General features: G+C 72.4%; 18 protein-coding genes. 10 read left to right on the top strand and 8 right to left on the bottom strand.

Annotation, left to right across the window (positions count from 1 at the left end; all coding sequences use genetic code 11):
- Nucleotides 1–78: 78 nt before the first annotated feature.
- The 7 genes from AB0P17_RS40495 to AB0P17_RS40525 all read left to right on the top strand — a co-directional run bounded on the left by AB0P17_RS40495 (nt 79) and on the right by AB0P17_RS40525 (nt 6,150).
- Nucleotides 79–1,005 (top strand): ABC transporter ATP-binding protein, encoded by a 927-nt coding sequence (locus AB0P17_RS40495; protein WP_365819622.1) that lies wholly within the window; start codon nt 79–81, stop codon nt 1,003–1,005.
- Entirely contained in the window at nt 1,002–1,811 is an 810-nt protein-coding gene (locus AB0P17_RS40500) for an ABC transporter permease (protein WP_365819624.1), read from the top strand. The genes AB0P17_RS40495 and AB0P17_RS40500 overlap by 4 nt, the downstream gene beginning before the upstream one ends.
- A gap of 58 nt (nt 1,812–1,869) precedes the next feature.
- Nucleotides 1,870–3,087 carry a histidine kinase gene (locus tag AB0P17_RS40505; RefSeq protein ID WP_365819626.1) on the top strand — a complete coding sequence of 406 codons (1,218 nt, stop codon included), beginning with the start codon at nt 1,870–1,872 and terminating at the stop codon, nt 3,085–3,087.
- Nucleotides 3,084–3,689, top strand: coding sequence for a response regulator transcription factor (locus tag AB0P17_RS40510; protein WP_365819628.1), 606 nt, complete (start codon nt 3,084–3,086; stop codon nt 3,687–3,689). Before AB0P17_RS40505 ends, AB0P17_RS40510 begins: the two co-directional genes overlap by 4 nt.
- 148 nt (nt 3,690–3,837) lie before the next feature.
- Complete coding sequence (locus AB0P17_RS40515; protein ID WP_365819630.1) at nt 3,838–4,326, top strand: MarR family transcriptional regulator; 489 nt, start codon at nt 3,838–3,840, stop codon at nt 4,324–4,326.
- Nucleotides 4,323–5,486, top strand: coding sequence for an MFS transporter (locus AB0P17_RS40520; protein WP_365819633.1), 1,164 nt, complete (start codon nt 4,323–4,325; stop codon nt 5,484–5,486). The genes AB0P17_RS40515 and AB0P17_RS40520 overlap by 4 nt, the downstream gene beginning before the upstream one ends.
- The gene (locus AB0P17_RS40525; RefSeq protein WP_365819635.1) at nt 5,413–6,150 is read left to right on the top strand and encodes an IclR family transcriptional regulator; all 738 of its coding nucleotides are present in this window, start codon (nt 5,413–5,415) and stop codon (nt 6,148–6,150) included. The genes AB0P17_RS40520 and AB0P17_RS40525 overlap by 74 nt, the downstream gene beginning before the upstream one ends.
- 16 nt (nt 6,151–6,166) lie before the next feature.
- Here the strand turns inward: AB0P17_RS40525 and AB0P17_RS40530 are convergent, their stop codons facing one another.
- The 4 genes from AB0P17_RS40530 to AB0P17_RS40545 form a co-directional block, all read right to left on the bottom strand.
- Nucleotides 6,167–7,390, bottom strand: a complete 1,224-nt coding sequence (locus tag AB0P17_RS40530; RefSeq protein ID WP_365819637.1) for a cytochrome P450 — start codon at nt 7,388–7,390, stop codon at nt 6,167–6,169.
- Nucleotides 7,391–7,402: 12 nt separating this feature from the next.
- On the bottom strand, nt 7,403–8,794 hold the full coding sequence (locus AB0P17_RS40535; protein WP_365819639.1) for an FAD/NAD(P)-binding oxidoreductase: 1,392 nt from the start codon (nt 8,792–8,794) through the stop codon (nt 7,403–7,405).
- Nucleotides 8,784–8,999, bottom strand: coding sequence for a ferredoxin (locus tag AB0P17_RS40540; protein ID WP_365819641.1), 216 nt, complete (start codon nt 8,997–8,999; stop codon nt 8,784–8,786). Before AB0P17_RS40540 ends, AB0P17_RS40535 begins: the two co-directional genes overlap by 11 nt.
- 212 nt (nt 9,000–9,211) lie before the next feature.
- Nucleotides 9,212–11,020: an NAD(P)/FAD-dependent oxidoreductase gene (locus tag AB0P17_RS40545; protein WP_365819643.1), complete on the bottom strand. Its 1,809-nt coding sequence runs from the start codon at nt 11,018–11,020 to the stop codon at nt 9,212–9,214.
- A 213-nt stretch (nt 11,021–11,233) separates the two neighbouring features.
- On the opposite strand from AB0P17_RS40545, the gene AB0P17_RS40550 reads away from it, so the two are divergent.
- On the top strand, nt 11,234–12,259 hold the full coding sequence (locus tag AB0P17_RS40550) for an SMP-30/gluconolactonase/LRE family protein (RefSeq protein ID WP_365819645.1): 1,026 nt from the start codon (nt 11,234–11,236) through the stop codon (nt 12,257–12,259).
- Nucleotides 12,260–12,272: 13 nt separating this feature from the next.
- Here the strand turns inward: AB0P17_RS40550 and AB0P17_RS40555 are convergent, their stop codons facing one another.
- Entirely contained in the window at nt 12,273–12,851 is a 579-nt protein-coding gene (locus tag AB0P17_RS40555; RefSeq protein ID WP_365819647.1) for a helix-turn-helix domain-containing protein, read from the bottom strand.
- 173 nt (nt 12,852–13,024) lie between these two features.
- On the opposite strand from AB0P17_RS40555, the gene AB0P17_RS40560 reads away from it, so the two are divergent.
- Nucleotides 13,025–13,525 (top strand): hypothetical protein, encoded by a 501-nt coding sequence (locus tag AB0P17_RS40560; protein ID WP_365819649.1) that lies wholly within the window; start codon nt 13,025–13,027, stop codon nt 13,523–13,525.
- A 20-nt stretch (nt 13,526–13,545) separates the two neighbouring features.
- Here the strand turns inward: AB0P17_RS40560 and AB0P17_RS40565 are convergent, their stop codons facing one another.
- Together AB0P17_RS40565 and AB0P17_RS40570 are read right to left on the bottom strand one after the other, a co-directional pair.
- A complete protein-coding gene (locus tag AB0P17_RS40565) occupies nt 13,546–14,049 on the bottom strand; it encodes a DinB family protein (RefSeq protein WP_365819651.1) in 504 nt (167 codons plus the stop codon).
- Between the two features lie 46 nt (nt 14,050–14,095).
- On the bottom strand, nt 14,096–14,722 hold the full coding sequence (locus AB0P17_RS40570; RefSeq protein ID WP_365819653.1) for a class I SAM-dependent methyltransferase: 627 nt from the start codon (nt 14,720–14,722) through the stop codon (nt 14,096–14,098).
- 88 nt (nt 14,723–14,810) lie between these two features.
- Between AB0P17_RS40570 and AB0P17_RS40575 the strand changes: the two genes are divergently transcribed.
- Nucleotides 14,811–15,413: an XRE family transcriptional regulator gene (locus AB0P17_RS40575; protein WP_365819655.1), complete on the top strand. Its 603-nt coding sequence runs from the start codon at nt 14,811–14,813 to the stop codon at nt 15,411–15,413.
- Nucleotides 15,414–15,490: 77 nt separating this feature from the next.
- On the opposite strand, the gene AB0P17_RS40580 is transcribed toward AB0P17_RS40575, so the two are convergent.
- The gene (locus tag AB0P17_RS40580; RefSeq protein ID WP_365819657.1) at nt 15,491–17,011 is read right to left on the bottom strand and encodes a cation:dicarboxylase symporter family transporter; all 1,521 of its coding nucleotides are present in this window, start codon (nt 17,009–17,011) and stop codon (nt 15,491–15,493) included.
- Nucleotides 17,012–17,060 lie beyond the last annotated feature (49 nt).

Raw genomic sequence — 17,060 nt, forward strand, 5'->3', positions numbered from 1 at the left:
GTTCGCATGACGTCTGTCATGCGAACCCATGACAGACCGCACTGCCGTCCGCCTCGAATCGCCGGGAGTGTGGAGGGCATGAACACAGTCATCGAAGCCGTCGGACTGAGGCGGAGCTACCGGGGTTTCGACGCCGTACGCGGCATCGACTTCACGGTCGCCCGCGGAGAACTCTTCGCGCTGCTGGGAACCAACGGAGCCGGCAAGACGTCGACACTCGAAATCCTGGAGGGCCAGGCGGCCCCCACCGCCGGGACCGTCCGGGTCCTGGGCCGGGACCCGTTCCGCGACCGTGCGGCCGTGCGGCCGCGCACCGGGGTGATGCTCCAGGAGGGCGGATTCCCTTCGGAGCTGACGGTCCTGGAGACCGCACGGATGTGGGCGGGGTGCACCACCGACGCCCGTCCCGTGGGCGAGGTCCTGGAACTGACCGGTCTCGGCGACCGCGCCACGGTGCGGGTCAAGCAGCTCTCCGGCGGTGAACGCCGCCGCCTCGATCTCGCGCTCGCCCTGCTGGGCCACCCCGAGGTGCTGTTCCTCGACGAGCCGACGACCGGCCTCGACGCGCAGTCCCGCCACGACACCTGGGAGCTGATCCGCGAACTGAAGGCCCAGGGCACGACCGTGGTGCTCACCACCCACTACCTGGACGAGGCGGAACAACTGGCCGACCGGCTGGCGATCATGCACCAGGGGCTGATCGCCACCACCGGGCGGGTGGCCGACGTGGTGGCCGAACAGCCCTCCCGGATCAGCTTCGAACTCCCCCAGGACCGCTTCCTGGGGGAACTGCCGCCGCTCGCGCCGATGGGCGTGACCCGCCATGAGACCGCGGGCCGGACCGTACGCCTGGAGACCCGGGACCTGCAGCGCACCGCCACCGAACTGCTCGTCTGGGCGCACCGCACCGGGATCGCGCTGCGCGCCCTGGACGCCCGGTCCGCATCGCTGGAGGAGGCGTTCATGGAGATCGCCAAGAACCTGCACACCGAGGAGACACGATGACGACGACCGCCCCTGTCCGACCGGCCGCCGCCGCGCGCGTACGATCCGGTGCCGCGACCCGCATGGCCGCCCTCGGCCGCGCGGAGCTGGCGCTCCTGCTGCGCAGCAGGGCCTCCCTGGTCACGGCGCTCGCGCTGCCCGCCGTCACGGCCCTCTCGTCGCGCAGCCTGGTCAACGGCCTCGACCTGGGCGGCACCGGCCTGTCGATCGCGACCGTCCTCCTCACCGGCACTCTGGCCATGGCCCTGTTGTTCTCCATCTACACGAACCTGGTCGGCGTGTACGTCACGCGCCGCGAGAGCCTGGTGCTCAAGCGGCTGCGCACGGGTGAGGTGCGCGACGTGGAGATCCTCGCCGGTGCCGCGCTCCCGGCCGTGGTGCTGGCGCTGGTCCAGTGCGTGCTGCTGGCCGTCGGTCTGACAGTGGTCCTGGACCCACCCCTGCCGCAAGCCCCGCACCTGCTCGTTCTCGGCCTGCTGCTGGGTGTGGTACTGCTCGTGGCCGGGGCCGCGCTGACGGCCGCCTTCACCAGGACCGCGGAGAGTGCACAGTTGACGTTCCTGCCGTTCCTGCTGGTGAGCATGGCCGGATCCGGGGTCTTCCTGCCGCGCGGGGCGCTGCCCGGTGTGGTGGCGGACATCGGTGCCTGGCTGCCGTTCTCGCCCGTCATGGATCTCCTGCAGGGCGGCTGGACCGGCGAGCTCGGCGGCCCGGACCAGGGCCGCGCGGTGCTCGTCGCGCTGGCCTGGACCGGTGCGGCGGCCCTCGGCGTGCGGCGGTGGTTCCGCTGGAGCCCTCGCCATTGAGTACAACGGACCGTGGGACAAGGGAGCTGGGACCGCGAACATGAACATGAGCATGGGCATGAACTTGAATGTGGACGACTGGGTGGAACGTCTCGGCGGCCCGGACGGCCCCAGCCGGTACCGCAAGTACGCGCTCGTCACGGTCGCCTACTTCGCGGTCTTCGAGCTCGGCCTGTGGGCGCTCTGGGTGGCGCAGACGGACACCGGTACGGCCAATCTGGTGTCCGTCGCCGTACTGGGCGGGGCGCACGCCGCCGTCCAGGTGCTGCTCTGCCGCGCGGCCCTGCAGCGCTACCTCGGCTCCGGTCCCCGGCCCGACCTGCTGCTCGCGGCGTACACGACCCTGACCGCGGCCATGACCGCCCTGGGATGTGTGCTGCTGGCCACCGGCCACATCGATGACAAAGGTCTGGCGCCCTACCTGTTCTGGCTGCTGATGCTCTACGCCGGCCCGTGCGCCCTGGCACTGTCGCGCCGCGCCGGCGCGACGCTGGTCGCGGTGGTCTCGGTGGCCATTGTGGGAGGCAGCGTGGCGGCCGGGCTCTCCGGCCCGCAGCTGGGGCTCGTGGCCGGGGCCGCCGTGTTCATGGCGCCGTTCCTGGCCGCGGCGTTCCGGGCCACCGGCTGGGGAGTCCGGCTGATCGAGGAACTGGCCGCGGCACGCCAGACCCAGGCGCGGCTCGCCGTGGCGGAGGAGCGGCTGCGCTTCGGCCGTGACCTCCATGACGTGCTGGGCCGCAATCTCGCGGTCGTGGCGCTCAAGAGCGAACTCGCCGCACAGCTGGCGCGGCGCGGCCGGCCCGAGGCGGTGGAGCAGATGCTGGAGGTGCAGCGCATCGCGCAGGAATCGCAGCGGGAGATCCGGTCGGTGGTCCGCGGGTACCGTACCGCCGACCTGCACACCGAACTCGCCGGAGCACGCTCCGTCCTGGAGGCGGCGGGCATCGACTGCCGCATCGAATACGGTCCGGCGGCCCGCCTGCCCGGCGAGGTGCAGGCGGCCTTCGGCTGGGTGGTCCGTGAGGCGACCACGAATGTGCTCCGCCACGCGCAGGGCGCGTCCCGCTGCACGATGTCCCTGCGCACGGCGGGCCTGACCGCGGCCCTGCTGCTGATGGAGAACGACGGCGCGTCCGACACGCCCCCCGGTGCCGGCACCGGCCTGGCCGGCCTGAAGGAACGCCTGACGGCGGTGAACGGCACGCTGACCACCGAGCAGTACCCCGGCGGGGTCTTCCGGCTTACCGCGGAGATCCCGTGGGAGGAAGGCGAATGATCACGGTCCTGCTGGCGGACGACGAACACCTCATCCGGGGCGCGCTCGCCTCCCTGCTCGCCCTGGAGGACGACATCACCGTCGTGGCGCAGGCCGGAACGGGCGACGCGGCCGTGGACCTCGCCTGTACACACCGGCCCGACGTCGCCGTTCTCGACCTCCAGATGCCCGGCCTCGACGGGCTGACGGTCGCGGAGCGACTGCGCACCCTCGCGCCCGGTTGCGCTTCGGTGATCGTCACCGGCCACGCCCGCGCCGGTGCGCTGAACCGCGCGTTGAGCGTCGGCGTGCTCGGTTTCGTGTCCAAGACGGTGTCCGCAAGGCACCTGGCACAGATCATCCGTACCGTTCACACCGGCCACCGCTACATCGACCCGGACATCGCCGCCGACGCCATCGACGCCGGCGCGTCCCCCCTGACACCCCGTGAGGCGGAACTCCTCTCGTACGCCGAGGAGGGGGTGCCGGTCGCGGAGATCGCCTCCCGTACCTCGCTCTCCGCCGGAACCGTCCGTGACCACCTCTCCGCCGCCGCGACGAAGCTGGGCGCGGCGAACGGTCGGGCCGCCGCGCGCATCGCCCGCGGACAGGGCTGGCTCTGAGGCGCCCCCGGACAGGGCTGGCTCTGAGGCGCCCCCGGACAGGGCGCCGGAGGGGTGCGGCCGGGGTCCTCCCGGGCGGCGGTCTCCGGCGCGTACGGGCCGCCCGGCTCCCCTCCCGCCATTGTCGCAGCGCTGTTATATTAGCGCTGTGACATCTTCCGACCCCACGGCGCTGCCCGATCCCTGGCAGCCGCTGCACGAACTGCTGGCCGCCATGGACGCCGAGATCGAGCAGGTCTACGTCGCGCGTGGCATCGAGGGGGTGCGGCCGCGGTTCGCCTACCCGCTGATCCGGCTCGCCCACACCGGTCCCCTGACCATCCGTGAGCTCGCGGAGTCCCTCGGACGGTCGCACTCCGCGATCAGCCAGACCGTCGCCGCCCTGCGCAAGGAGGGACTGGTCGTCTCCGAGCCGGGGCCCGACGCCCGCACACGGCGGATCGACCTCACCGGGCGCGGCCGGTCCCTGGTGCCGTTCCTGGAGGCCGAGTGGCGCGCCACGCACGCGACGGTCGCCGAGCTGGACGGCGAGATCCCGTACGCGATGACCGCCGTGGTCGAGGAGGTGCGGCGGGCGCTGGAGCGCAGGTCGATGCGGCAGCGCGTCCTCGACCACCTCGTCGAACCACCCCGGTGAAGGGGCGTGTCCGGTTCCTCGACACCCGTCCGCTACGCGGCAGCAGGCCGTTCCGCGATCTGTGGATCGGCTCCGCGGCCTCGCAACTCGGCGGGCAGGCGGCCACCGTGGCGGTGCTGGCCCAGGTCTGGGACCTGACCGGCAGCCCGGTGGGCACCGGCGTCATCGGGCTCGCCACCGGCCTGCCGACGGTGCTTTTCGGACTGCTCGGCGGCACGTTGGCCGATACCGTCGACCGCCGTACGGTGGTCCGCGCCACCAGCGTCGGCCAGCTGCTGGCCGCCGGGGGGCTCTGCGCCCAGGCGCTGACGGACAACCGGAACGTGGCACTCCTCCTCGGCCTGGTCGCGCTGGGGACCGCGTGCGGTGCGCTCGGCGCCCCCGCCCGGCGCACCTTCCCGGTCCGGCTGCTGCCGGCCGACCAGGTCGCGGCCGGTCTCGCCCTGACCAACGTCTCCTTCCAGGCGGCGATGCTGGCCGGGCCCGCGCTGGCCGGACTGGTCATCGCCCGCTGGGGCCTGCCCGCCGCCTACGCCGCGCATGCCCTGGCCGTCGCGGTCGCGGCGCTCATGGTGATCCGCCTCCCGGCCATGAGGCCCGAGGGCGCCGGTACGGCGGGTGGCGGGCGCCGGCCGGAGCGCGGCGGTTGGCGGATCGTCCTGCGCCGCCCGACGCTGTGGGGCTCGATGGCCACCGATCTGTCCGCGACGCTGCTCGCCATGCCGATCGCGCTCTTCCCGCTGGTCAACGAGGTCCGCTTCGGCGGCGACCCGGGAACCCTCGGGCTGTTCCTCTCGGCCGTCGCGGTCGGCGGGATCACCGCCGGACTGTTCTCCGGCACGGTGACGCGCCTGCGCCGCGGCGGCCTGGTCCAGCTGACCGCCGCGGGCGTCTGGGGCCTGGCCCTGGCCGCCTTCGGTCTCGCCGGATCCCTGTGGCCACCGCCATCCGCTGAAACGCGTCTCGGGAGAGGCCGGCTCCCGAAACGCGGGCACCTTCACCACTGCGTGGGAAGATGCAGAAAAGCTGCGGACAAGAGGAGGCGTCGACCCGCCCATGGAGCCGGCCAGGACCCCAGCGACCAGCATGCGTTCCCTCGAACGGGCCATCGACGTCCTCGAAGTACTCGACACGAGCCACCATGCCCTGCGGCTGAGTGACATCGCCCGCCGGGCGGGTCTTCCCGTCGCCACCACCCAGCGCATCCTCAGCGTGCTGGAGGCGCGCGGCCGGGTCGAGCGCGATGCCACCGGCTACCGCCCCGGGGTCGGCCTGATCTTCGGGGCGCACGCCTACCTGACGAGCAGCCCGCTGCTCGCCGCCGCCCGTCCCGTCCTCCAGGACCTCGCCGCCGAGACCGGCCTGACCGCGTCGCTGTTCAAGCGCATCGGCTGGGTACGTGCGGTGCTCGCCCGCGTCGACGGCGCCCGACCGCTCCGGTACGAACTGCCCATCGGCGAACGGATGCCCCTGCACCTCGGCGCGGGCAAGGCCCTCGCCGCCGGGATGGACGCCGACGAACTCGGCCGCTTCCTCGACCAGCTCACCGATCCCGCCAACGCGGACGGCACCGGCTTCGACCGCGACCGCTTCCTCGCCGACCTCAAGCGGATCCGCGACCTCGGCTACTCCCAGGCACGCGGCGAGCGCGAGCCCGGCATGGCCTCCGTCGCCGCCCCCGTCCCGGACCCCGAACCCGGTGGGGCGCCGACGGCCGCGGTCCAGGTCTCCGGCAACCAGGAGGACATTCCGGCCGAGCGCGTCGAGCAACTCGGCGTCGAGGTACGCCGCGCAGCCTTCGCCATCGGCCGCCGCGCGTTCTGACGTACCCGCCCCGTCGTCACGAGCCCGGCACGCGCTCGATCCGCAGGTGCCGGGGGCCGCGCAGGATCGGGCTGCTGCGGTACGACGGTGGCTCCTCGGCCGGTTGGAAGCCTTCCAGCCGGGGGAGGAGCGCGTGCAGGGCGAGTTGGGTCTCCAGCCGGGCGAGCGGCGCGCCGAAGCAGTTGTGGACTCCGCCGCCGAAGCCGAAGTGCTGGTTGTCCTCGCGGGCCGGGTCGAACCGGTCCGGCTCCTCGAACCGCAGCGGGTCACGATTGCCCGAGGCGAGTACGAGGATCAGCGGGGCGCCTTTGGGGACGGTGACCTCCGAGACCTCGACATCGGCGAGCGGGGTGCGCTGCGGGAGCAGATGAACAGGCGGTTCGTAGCGCAGGAGTTCCTCGACGGCCCCGGGCATCAGCCCGGGGTCCTCCCGCAGTCGCCGCCGGGCGCCGGGGTGGCGCAGGAGCGTGAGCGCCCCGTTGGTGATGAGGTTGACCGTCGTCTCGTGCCCGGCGATGAGCAGCAGCGTCGCGGTCGCCATCAGCTCACCCCTGGTGAGGTGCCCGTCGGGGCCGGAGTCGTGCACGAGGGCGGAGAGCATGTCGTCCGACGGATCGTCCCGGCGCCGGTCGGAGAGGTCCCCGAGATACGCGCCCATCGCCTGCCGGGCCTCCAGCCCCCTGTCGGCGCGGTCGTCGCCGTCCTTCCCGGGCCGCAGGTCGAGACTGGCGACGACCTCGTTCGTCCAGCCGCGGATCCGGGGCACGTCCTCGTGCGGCACCCCCAGCAGCCGGCAGATCACGGTGACCGGCAGGGGGTAGGCGAAGTCCTCGACGACATCGATCCGGTCCCTGTCCCGGAAACCGTCGAGCAGCTCGTCGGCGATCCTGCTGATGTCCGTGCGCAGGGCGTCGATCCGGCCGGGGGAATGGGGCGGCCCGAAGGGCCGCATCGCGATACGGCGGAGCCGGTCGTGCTCGGGGTCGTCGAGGCCGATGAAGGCCGCCGGCTGCGGGCCCCTCCGGAGCAGCGGGACCGTGTCCTGGTCGGTGCGGTTGCGGGAGTCCGAGCTGATCCGCGGATCGTGGAGCAGCGCGGCGATGTCCTCGTACGTACCGACCAGATAGCTGCCGTCCGTCTGCCGCGTCACCCCGTTCTCGCGGAGTTCGGCGTACAGCGGATAGGGGTCGGCGCGGTTCGCGTAGTCCGTGATGCGCTGGAGAAGGGTGTCCGGGGGCATGCGCGGGGCTCCTCATGGACGGTGGGCGGCGGCGGGGGCTGGTTCGTGCCGGACCAGGGTCAGGCGCCGGTCCGGCAGATGGCCGGTGAGCGCCACGGTCGGGCCGTGCGAGAGCTGCCGGGGGTCCGGCACGTCGGAGGGGACGGGTTCGGCCGATTCGGGCCGGTCGGCCGCGCCGCGCGCGGGCGGGAAGGGGGCCGCCGTCTCGATGAGGTGCTGGTAGTGCTCCAGCCACTTGGCCCGGTTCACACTGACCGCCGCGGTGACGCGTCCCCGGTAGCCGTAGACCGCGACGAGACGGCCCTCCCGCAGCGACCCCTGGGCGATGACCACGTGGTCGGAGAAGGTCGGTACGCCGACGGACTTGATGTTGAGGCCGAACTGGCTGGACCAGAAGGAGGGCACCGCCAGGTGCGGACGCCGGTCCGGCCCTGTGGTGACCATGTTGTGGGCCGCCACCTCGGCCTGCGCGATCGCGTTGCCCCAGTGTTCGAGGGTGAGCATCTGGTACTCGAACAGCGGATGCGGGAAGCGGGCGACGTCACCGGCGACGAACACGTCGTCGGTGACGATCCCGTACATGTTGAAGGCACGGCATCCCGCGTCGCACGCGACGCCCCGCGGTCCCGCCGCCAGATCCGATCCGGCGAGCCACTCGGTGTTCCGTACGGCGCCCAGGGCGACCACGGCGACATCGGCCTCGATCCGGCCGCCGTCGGAGAACTCGGCGCCCGTGAGCCGTCCGTTGCTGCCCTTCAGCGCGGTGACCGTCACACCGCAGCGCAGATCGACGCCGTGCGCGCGCTGCAGTGTGGCGGCGAACGCGCCGAGCGTTCCGCCCAGCGCGCCGACGAGCGGTGAGGGCCCGCGCTCGGCGACGGTCACTTCGAGGCCGCGCTCCCGGCAGGCGGACGCGATCTCCGAGCCCGTGAACCCCGCGCCGATCACCAGGACCCGGCGCGGCCCGGCGTCGAGCCGGGACGAGAGCGCCGCCGCGTCCTGGCTCGTACGCAGCGTCAGTACGCCGTCGAGACGGGCTTCCCCGGGGTTCGGCCAGGGACGGGCCCGGGTTCCGGTGGCGATCAGCAGCCGGTCGAACGGCAGCCGTTCGCCGTCGGCGAGGATCACTCGCTTACCGACCGGATCGACCCCTTCGGCGCGCACCCCGAGCTTCCAGCGGGCATCCACCTTCCGGCGGCGCGGCAGCCCGGTGTCCGCCGCGCCCGTCCGCCCGAGCAGGACCTGCTTGGAGAGCGGTGGTCTGTCGTACGGGGGCTCCGGCTCGTCCCCGACCAGGGTCAGCGATCCGGTGAAACCCTTGGCGCGCAGCGTCTCGGCGGCCCGCAGACCGGCCAGGGACGCCCCGACGATGACGATCCGGCCGCTCCTCGGTTCACCCTTCACCGGGGCCCGCCCGTTCGCCGACGAGAATGGCCTGCACCGGACACGCGGCCGCGGCCCGGCGCACGCGCTCGTGCGCGGGCCGGCCGTCGGGGACGGCGGGTGTGAACATCAGAGCCTCCTCGCCGTGCAGTTCGAAAACCTCCGGAGCGAGGAACGCGCACTGCGCGTATCCCTGGCAGCGATTGAGGTCGACAACGATCTGCATCCAGGTCCACTCCTCCGCGCGTCGCCCGCAGTCTCCGTCCTATGGCCTGCGGGCAGGAGGCGCGAGCGGTACTGCGCAAAGGGGTGACCGCCGGGGAGTGCCCGGTACGGTCCGGCCGCCGGCCCCGGGGCGGGGGCCGGCGGCCGGCGGCCGCTGCCCCGGGCACTCCCCGGTCACCCGGGAAGGCCCGGAGCACACGTCCGGTACGCGCCTCAGGGCTGCTGGGGCGTCCTGGTCCGGAGGATCTCGCCCAGGGACTCCTCGCGCCAGCGCTTGAGGAATTCATGGAAGGCGAACGCGCCGTAGGGGTAGGCGCGCGGCCCGTTCGGCCGGCCGCGTCCCTCGCCGTTGTAGTAGCCGGGGGTGCATTCGGCGTGGAACCACTCGTGGTCGGGGGCGTCCTTCGACAGGTAGGCGATCCAGTCGTCCTCGGCCTCGCGGGTCGGTTCGACGAGGGCCCCCTCGGCCTCGGCCGCCGCGACGAGGGCGGCGGCATGGACGGCCTGCTCGTCGAGGATATGCGTGTAGTTGACGCTGCTGGCGTTGTGCATGGATCCCATCTGGATCAGGTTCGGGAAGCCGTTGCTGGTGAAGCCGTGCAGGGTGCGCGGACCCTGTCGCGCCCAGGAGTGCAGCAGTTGGGTTCCTTCCCGGCCGTGGACGGGGAGCTTGCCGGAGAGGACGCCGGAGGTACCGACGGAGAAACCGGTGGCGAAGATCAGGCAGTCCAGCTCGTAGGCGGTGCCGCCGACCACGACCCCGTGTTCGGTGACGCGCTCGATACCGTGGGTGTCGGCGGTGTCGACCAGGGTGACGTTGGCCCGGTTGAACGCCGGGTAGTACTTGTCGGAGAAGGTGGGCCGCTTGCAGGCGTACCGGTACCAGGGCTTGAGCTTCTCCGCCGTGTCCGGGTCGGTGACGGTCCGCTCGACGCGGGTGCGGAGCTCGTTCATCTTGGCTGCGTCGGCGGTCTCGTACGCGGCCTCGAAGGTCTTGCGGTCGCCCTGACGGCGGAAGCTGGGCAGGAGCTTCTCCAGGAGACCCGCCGACATGGTCCAGCGGTCCGCCACGAGATCCTCTTCGGCCGGCTCACCGGAGACGATGCGCAGATAGTTGTCGCGGCGTTCGCGTGCCCAGCCGTCGTGGTCGGCGCCGACGTCCTGAGCGGTGGTGCGGCGGTTGGCGCGTACGTCCACGGTGGAGGGGGTGCGCTGGAAGACGTAGACGTGTCCGGCGTCCTCGGCCAGCATCGGAATGACCTGGATGCCGGTGGCGCCGGTGCCGACGACGCCCACGCGCTTCTCCGAGAGCCCCGTGAGTCCGCCGTCCGCGGTGCCGCCCGTGTAGCCGTAGTCCCACCGCGAGGTGTGGAAGGTGTGGCCCTTGAAGTCCTCGATGCCGGGTATCCCGGGGAGCTTCGGCTGCGAGAGGGTGCCGGTGGCGGTGACGACGTACGTGGCCCGGAACGCGTCGCCGCGGTCGGTGGCCACGATCCACTTCTCGGATGAATCGTCCCAGGTCAGTGACGTGACCCCGGTGGAGAACAGCGCGTCCGGGTACAGGTCGTACTTCTGTGCGATCCGCATCGCGTGGCGGCGGATCTCCTCGCCGGGCGCGTACTTCCACTCGGGCACGTATCCGGTCTCGTCGAGCAGCGGCAGGTATACGTGCGACTCGATGTCGCAGTGGATGCCGGGGTACCTGTTCCAGTACCAGGTGCCCCCGAAGTCGCCGCCGATCTCGACGATCCGGACGCGCTCCAGGCCCTGTTGCCGCATCCGCGCCCCGGCGAGGATGCCGCCGAATCCGCCACCGACCACGGCGACGTCGACGGTGTCGCGCAGCGGCTCGCGCCCGGCCACGTCCCCCACGTACGGATCGGCGGCGTAGTAGCCGAACTCGGCCTCGGTGGGCCGGTACTGGCCGGCGCCGTCGGGCCGTACCCGCCGCTCGCGTTCGAGGTGGTAACGCTGTCTCAGTGCGGCGAGTTCGTCGGAGGTCGGCGCTTGAGGAGTCGTCATGTGGGGGCCCTCGATCCGGTTGGTCTGCCGTCGTACGGGCCGCCCGGGACGAGCGGCCTTCCGCTACGGTAGCAACTACCGGACAACGCTGTCCGGTTGGAGTGCGGGTGCGTACCGCGGCACTCGGAACGAGCACGTCCGCCCTCCGGCGGACCCACGCGAAGCTCCCTGCCGACGCCACCGCAGACATACGGACAGGAAGAGTGACCCCCCATGCGACGACTCCCGATCCGATCCCTTGCCGTGCTCGCCGCGGTCGGCACGCTGGCGCTCACCGGATGCGGCACGGACACAGGCGACCCCGGCGACCGAGGGGACACGACGGCCGCCACGGGCGCGGGCCGGACCATCCGCGCGCAGAAGGTGATGCAGCTGACGAAGGCGCACGAGGAGACCGGGATGACCCTGCTGGAGGGGCCGACCTTCGACGAGGACGGCAGCCTGATCGTCGTCGACGTCACCGCCCCCGAGGGCAAGCCGAAGGTGATACGGGTCGACGTCGGGAAGAAGACGTCGCGCGCCGTCCGCACGGACGGCCAGGGGGCCTACACCTCGGCGCAGTTCAGCCCGTACGACGGACGGCTCTACCTGACCGACTACCGCGGTGAGATCGTGAGCCTGGCCCGGGACGGCGGCGATCCGCGGACGTTCTTCTCGGGCGAGGTCGACGGAGCGCCGATGAACCCCGACGACCTCGCCTTCGACCGGGAGGGCAACCTGTACGTCAGCGACACACGCGGTCTGTCCGAGGGCAAGGACCAGGGCCGTGTGGTGCGGATCGACCGCGACGGAGAGAAGGCCACCGTCCTCGCCGACGGACTGGCCGCGACGAACGGCATCTCGTTCGACGTGGACTACCGCGGGCTGTGGATCAGCGAACTCACCCAGAACCGGATCTCCTATCTCGGCGTCGACGCGAAGGGAGCGGTGACCTCGCGGCACACCGCCATCCGCGTCGACGGCGGGATCGCCCAGACCGACTCGATCGCCGTGGACGCCGACGGCAATCTCTACCAGGGGCTGCACGGCCGGGCCGCGATGGTCGTGTACAACCAGCACGGTGAGCGCCTGGCGACCGTCGAGGTCCCGGGCAGCGCCGAGGGGCTGGAGTCGGCGACGAACGTGGCCATCACGCCCGGCGGGAGGAAGGCGTACATGACCGTCAGCGGGCCCGCCGGGGGATACCTGTACACCTTCGACGCGCTGGCGGAAGGCGTCCGGCAGTCCAACGGCGGCTGACGCCACCGCGCCCTCACTCCTCGAAGGGCCGCACCGGTCCCACCTCGACGTCGAGCAGCCGCCAGGCCGCCAGCGCCCGGCGTTCCCGCTCCTCGCGGGTGGGGCCGGTGACGGCTCCCGAGACCATGGCGACGGCCAGCATGAGGTCGTTGCCCGCGCCCAGCCGATGGCCGTCCCGCAGATGTCCCCGCAGGGCGCGCTCGACCCGTTCCGACAGGGCCAGGGCGTACGCGCTGACACCGGAGCCGCTCGCCACGTCGGCGTGCAGGAGCCCGATGAAGGCCGCCGACTCCGTCAGATGCCAGGTCATCACCCCGAGGACGCCGGCGAAGGTCAGGTCCTCGGCCGCCTTCTCGACCTGCCGTACGTTCTCCTCCAGAACGGCGGTCGCCACCGCGGCCCGGTCGGGAAAGTGCCGGTACAGAACGCCCTGCCCGACCCCGGCCCGCCGCGCGACGGCGGAGAGCGGGGCGTCCAGACCGTGCTCCGCGTAGATCTCCCGGGCGGCGGAGATCAGGGCGGCCCGGTTGCGGGCGGCGGCCTTCGGCCCGTCGTTCGCGGGGCGGTGCTCGTTCGTGGGGTGCTGCGTCACCCCGGAAGGGTAGCCGGGGGCCGGCCGCCCCGCGCGAAGCCGTACGTACGGCTTCGCGCGGATCGCGTCCGCCGTACGTCCATGGTGGCGCGCTGTCACCCTTCCGGGGCCGAACCGGCCGGTAACAGCCGATTACGGCATACGCTGACACCCTGTCGAAACGGGGAGCACGCATGCCGTTACCGCCACCGGAGCAGCGCCTGCCGGACTATCCGCCGAAGACGCCGCCCCCGCCCAAGCGCCCCGTGCAGCCACCGCGGCCCGAGCCGGACACGAAGCCGAAGAGCCCGCTGGTCACCGCGCGCCGGCGGGTGACGATGGCGAACCGGCGCGGCGCCAACTGGACGCTGGAATCGGCGCCGTGGTCGGTGGCCACCGCCCGGCGGCGCGTCCTGGCACAGCTCCGCGCATGGGGCCGCACGACGGCGGACCGGACGGCGGCGGACCTGGTGACGGTGCTCATGCGGACCGCGGTCGCGGACGGGGGCCGGCGGGTGAGCGTCCACCTGACCGAGCAGAACCGGCAGGTGCTGATCCTCGTCCTCTCGCATCAGGCGGCTCCGGCCGTGACCGACGCGGAAGTGCTGCCGCGGCTGGCCGAACTGGGTGCGTCGACGTGCGGCACGGATGTCGCGGAGGACGGGCGGCGGCTCTGGGCCGTACTGGACCTGTAGGGGGAAGGGGAGACGGCGGATCAGCGGCCGGTCGTGCCGTCGACGAGCTCGCGGAGGATGTCCGCGTGGCCCGCGTGCCGGCCGGTCTCCTCGATCATGTGGGTGAGTGCCCAGCGGATGCTGGGAGCGGGGCGGCCCGGCCGCGGCCGGGGGACCGGTGCGCCGGGATCGGCGCACCCGTCGAGCACGTCGTTCGCGCGCTCGACCGCGGCCCGGTAGCGGGCGACGACCTCGGCCACTCCGTCCCCCGGCGCGGCGTGGAACGTCGACTGCCAGTCGGTGACGTCGTCCCCGAGGAACACCGAACGCTCGACGAACGTCAGATGGTTGAGCAGGCCGAGCAGGTTCGTGCCCGACGGGACCGCGGCGGTGCGCACCTGCGGCTCGGGAGCGCCGTCGACCTTCGTGGCGATCGAGGCCCGGAGGTAGTCGAGGAATCCGCGCAGGACCTCGATCTCGCCGTTCGCGGTCCGGGGCGGCGGGGTGTCGCGGCGGTGGCGGTCGCGGCGTGTGGTGGTGGGCATGGAGGTCTCTCCGTCCTGTGGTCGGGGGCGGGCACCGGCCGCCGGGTCAGGCGGCGCGGCGGACGAGGAGGACGTGGTCGGTGACCTCGGCGGTGCGCCCGTCCGGTCCGGTCGCGATCCGGCGGGGCGCGTCGGCCCGCTCGACCGTCCAGGTCTCCGGGGCCAGGCCGATCCCGTCGGCGACCTCCCGGGGGCTCGGGGTGTGGGCGCCGGGATCCTGGTTCCACGACCACGGGGCGGCCGAGCCGTGGTCGACGACCAGCAGCCGCCCGCCCGGGCGCAGTGCGTGCGCGGCCGAGCGCAGCACGGTCGCCCGGTCCAGCTCGAAGGGGGTGTGCAGGTAGTGGGCGCAGACCAGGTCGTACGCGCCGGCCGGGAAGGACGTGCGCAGGTCGACCCGCACGGCGCTGACGCGGTCCTCCAGGCCGTGCGAACGGGCGAGCGCGGTGAGCCGCTCGACCGCCACGGGCGAGAGGTCGGCGGCGGTGACCCGCCACCCCCGACGGGCGAGCCACAGCGCGTCGCCGCCGTTGCCGCATCCGAGGTCCAACGCGTCACCGGACGGCAGGCCCGTCACCGTCTCGGTGAGGCGAGCGTTCGGCCGCGGGCCGTCGGCCGCCGGCCGGGAAGCGTGGACGCCGCCCCAGAACGCGACGGCTTCGGTGGTGCTCATCAGGACTCCTTGGGGTCGGTGTGCCCGCAGTCTTGCCAGGCACCCCGGGACCTGGCACGGAATCTTGCGTTAATGGCAAGATGGCCGCATGGATCACCGGACGGACGACGACGTGCTCGGGGCGGTGGGACCACGGCTTCGTGCGCTCCGTCGGGACCGGGGCGTCACCCTCGCCGCCCTCGCGTCGATGACCGGGGTCTCGGAGAGCAGCCTGTCCCGGCTGGAGAGCGGACAGCGCCGGCCGAGCCTGGAACTGCTGCTGCCGCTGGCCCGTATCTACGACGTTCCGCTGGACGACCTCGTCGGCGCCCCGCGCACCGGCGACCCCCGGATCCACCTCAAACCGATCAGCCGGTTCGGAATGACCTTCGTGCCCCTGTCCCGGCGGCCGGGCGGCGTGCACGCGTTCAAGATGATCATCCCGGCCCGGCCGAAGCCACTCGCACCGACCCCGCAGACCCACGAGGGCTTCGAATGGCTCTACGTGCTCGGCGGACGCCTGCGACTCGTGACCGGGGAGCGCGACCTGGTGCTGCCGCCCGGAGAGGCGGCCGAGTTCGACACCGCCCTGCCCCACTGGCTGGGCAGCGCCGACGGCGGCGCGGTCGAGCTTCTCATCCTGTTCGGGCTGCAAGGGGTGCGCGCGCACGTACGCGGCGACCCCGATCGGCCGCCCCGGTCCGGGGACTGATGGTGAACTCGGCGTGGGAAAGGCCTGTCGCCGCCACGCCGAGCTCAACTCACCGCCTCTTCACGCGCATGCCGGGGTCATGGCAGGGGGACGTCCTCGGGCTCGCCGTTCAGCGCGGGTGAACTCACCTCCGCGGTCGTCCGGTCGGCGGCCGGACCGCCCGCGCCGCTCACGCTTCGAGGAGCCGGTCCGGTGGTGCCGTGCTCCGGCGTCTTCTCCGGCCGTATCTCTTCCCGCGGTGTCTTGTCCCGCGCTGTCTTCTCCTGCGGTGTCCTCTCCCGCGCTGTCTCCTCCTCCGGTACGAAGGTGATCTCGCCGTCCAGCATCTTCCGGGCGCGGACCGTGTCCAGCGCGCCCTCCCACCGGGAGACCGCGAAGACGGCGACGCAGTTGCCGAGGAGGTTGGTGGCGACGCGCATCGAGTCCATGATGCGGTCGACGCCCAGGAGCAGCGCGACGGCGCCCACCGGGATGACGCCGAGCGCCGACGCGGTCGCCGACAGCGCCAGGAACGCCGAACCCGGCACGCCCGCCATCCCCTTGCTCGTCAGCATGAGGATCAGGACGACCGTGATCTGCTGGCCGAGGGACAGGTCCACGCCCACCGCGTCGGCGATGAACAGGGTGCCGATCGAGAGGTAGATCGAGGCGCCGTCGAGGTTGAAGGAGTAGCCGGTGGGCAGGACCAGGCCCACTGCGTCGTCGCGGCAGCCGGCCTGACGCAGTTTCTGCATCATGCGGGGCATGACGGTCTCGCTGGACGCGGTGCCGAGGGCGAGCAGCATCTCCTCGCGGGTGTAGCGGACGAACTTCCAGAGACTGATACCGGCGACCCATTTGAGCGCGACGGCCAGCAGGAGCAGGAAGACCAGCGCGGAGGCGTAGCAGACGGCGATGAGCTTGCCGTACGTGGACATCACACCGACGCCGTACTCGCCCACGAGGTGGGCCGTCGCGCCGAAGACCGCCAGCGGGGCGAGCTTCATGACGAAGCCGACAATGGCGAAGACGACGTCCTGGGCCTGCTCCACGGCCGGCAGGATCTTGGGCACTTTGGTGTGCCCCAGATGCAGTACGGCGGCTCCCACCAGACAGGCCAGCACCAGGACTTGGAGGAGCGAGTTCTCGGCGAACGCGCCGACCGCGCTGTCGGGCAGGGCGTGCAGGATGAACTCGGACGTCGAGGGCAGCGACCCGCCGCCGGTCTTCGCGTCGACCGCCGACGCGTCCAGCGTGGACGGGTCGACGTTCATGCCGGCCCCGGGCTGGGTGAGGTTTCCGGCGAGCAGACCGACCAGCAGCGCCAGCGTGGTGGCGACCTCGAACCAGATCAGGGCCTTGAGGCCGATCCGTCCGAACGCCTTGAGGTCTCCCGCCTTGGTGATGCCGACGACGACCACGCAGAACACCAGGGGCGAGATCATCGCCTTGATGAGGCGGACGAAGCCGTCACCGAGCGGCTGGGCGGCCGTGGCGACATCCGGCCACAGCTTTCCGACGGCGACTCCGAGGACGAGGGCACAGGCGACCTGCGCGAACAGTGAGGTGCGCAGCGTGCGTGCGACGCGCCGCGGCAGGGACGGTACGGACGGTGGCACGGTATTCCTCCAGGGCGAGTTCTACGATGCGGAAACTCACTTCCGTATC

The organism is Streptomyces sp. NPDC088124 (genome assembly GCF_040685895.1).
GTDB lineage: Bacteria > Actinomycetota > Actinomycetes > Streptomycetales > Streptomycetaceae > Streptomyces.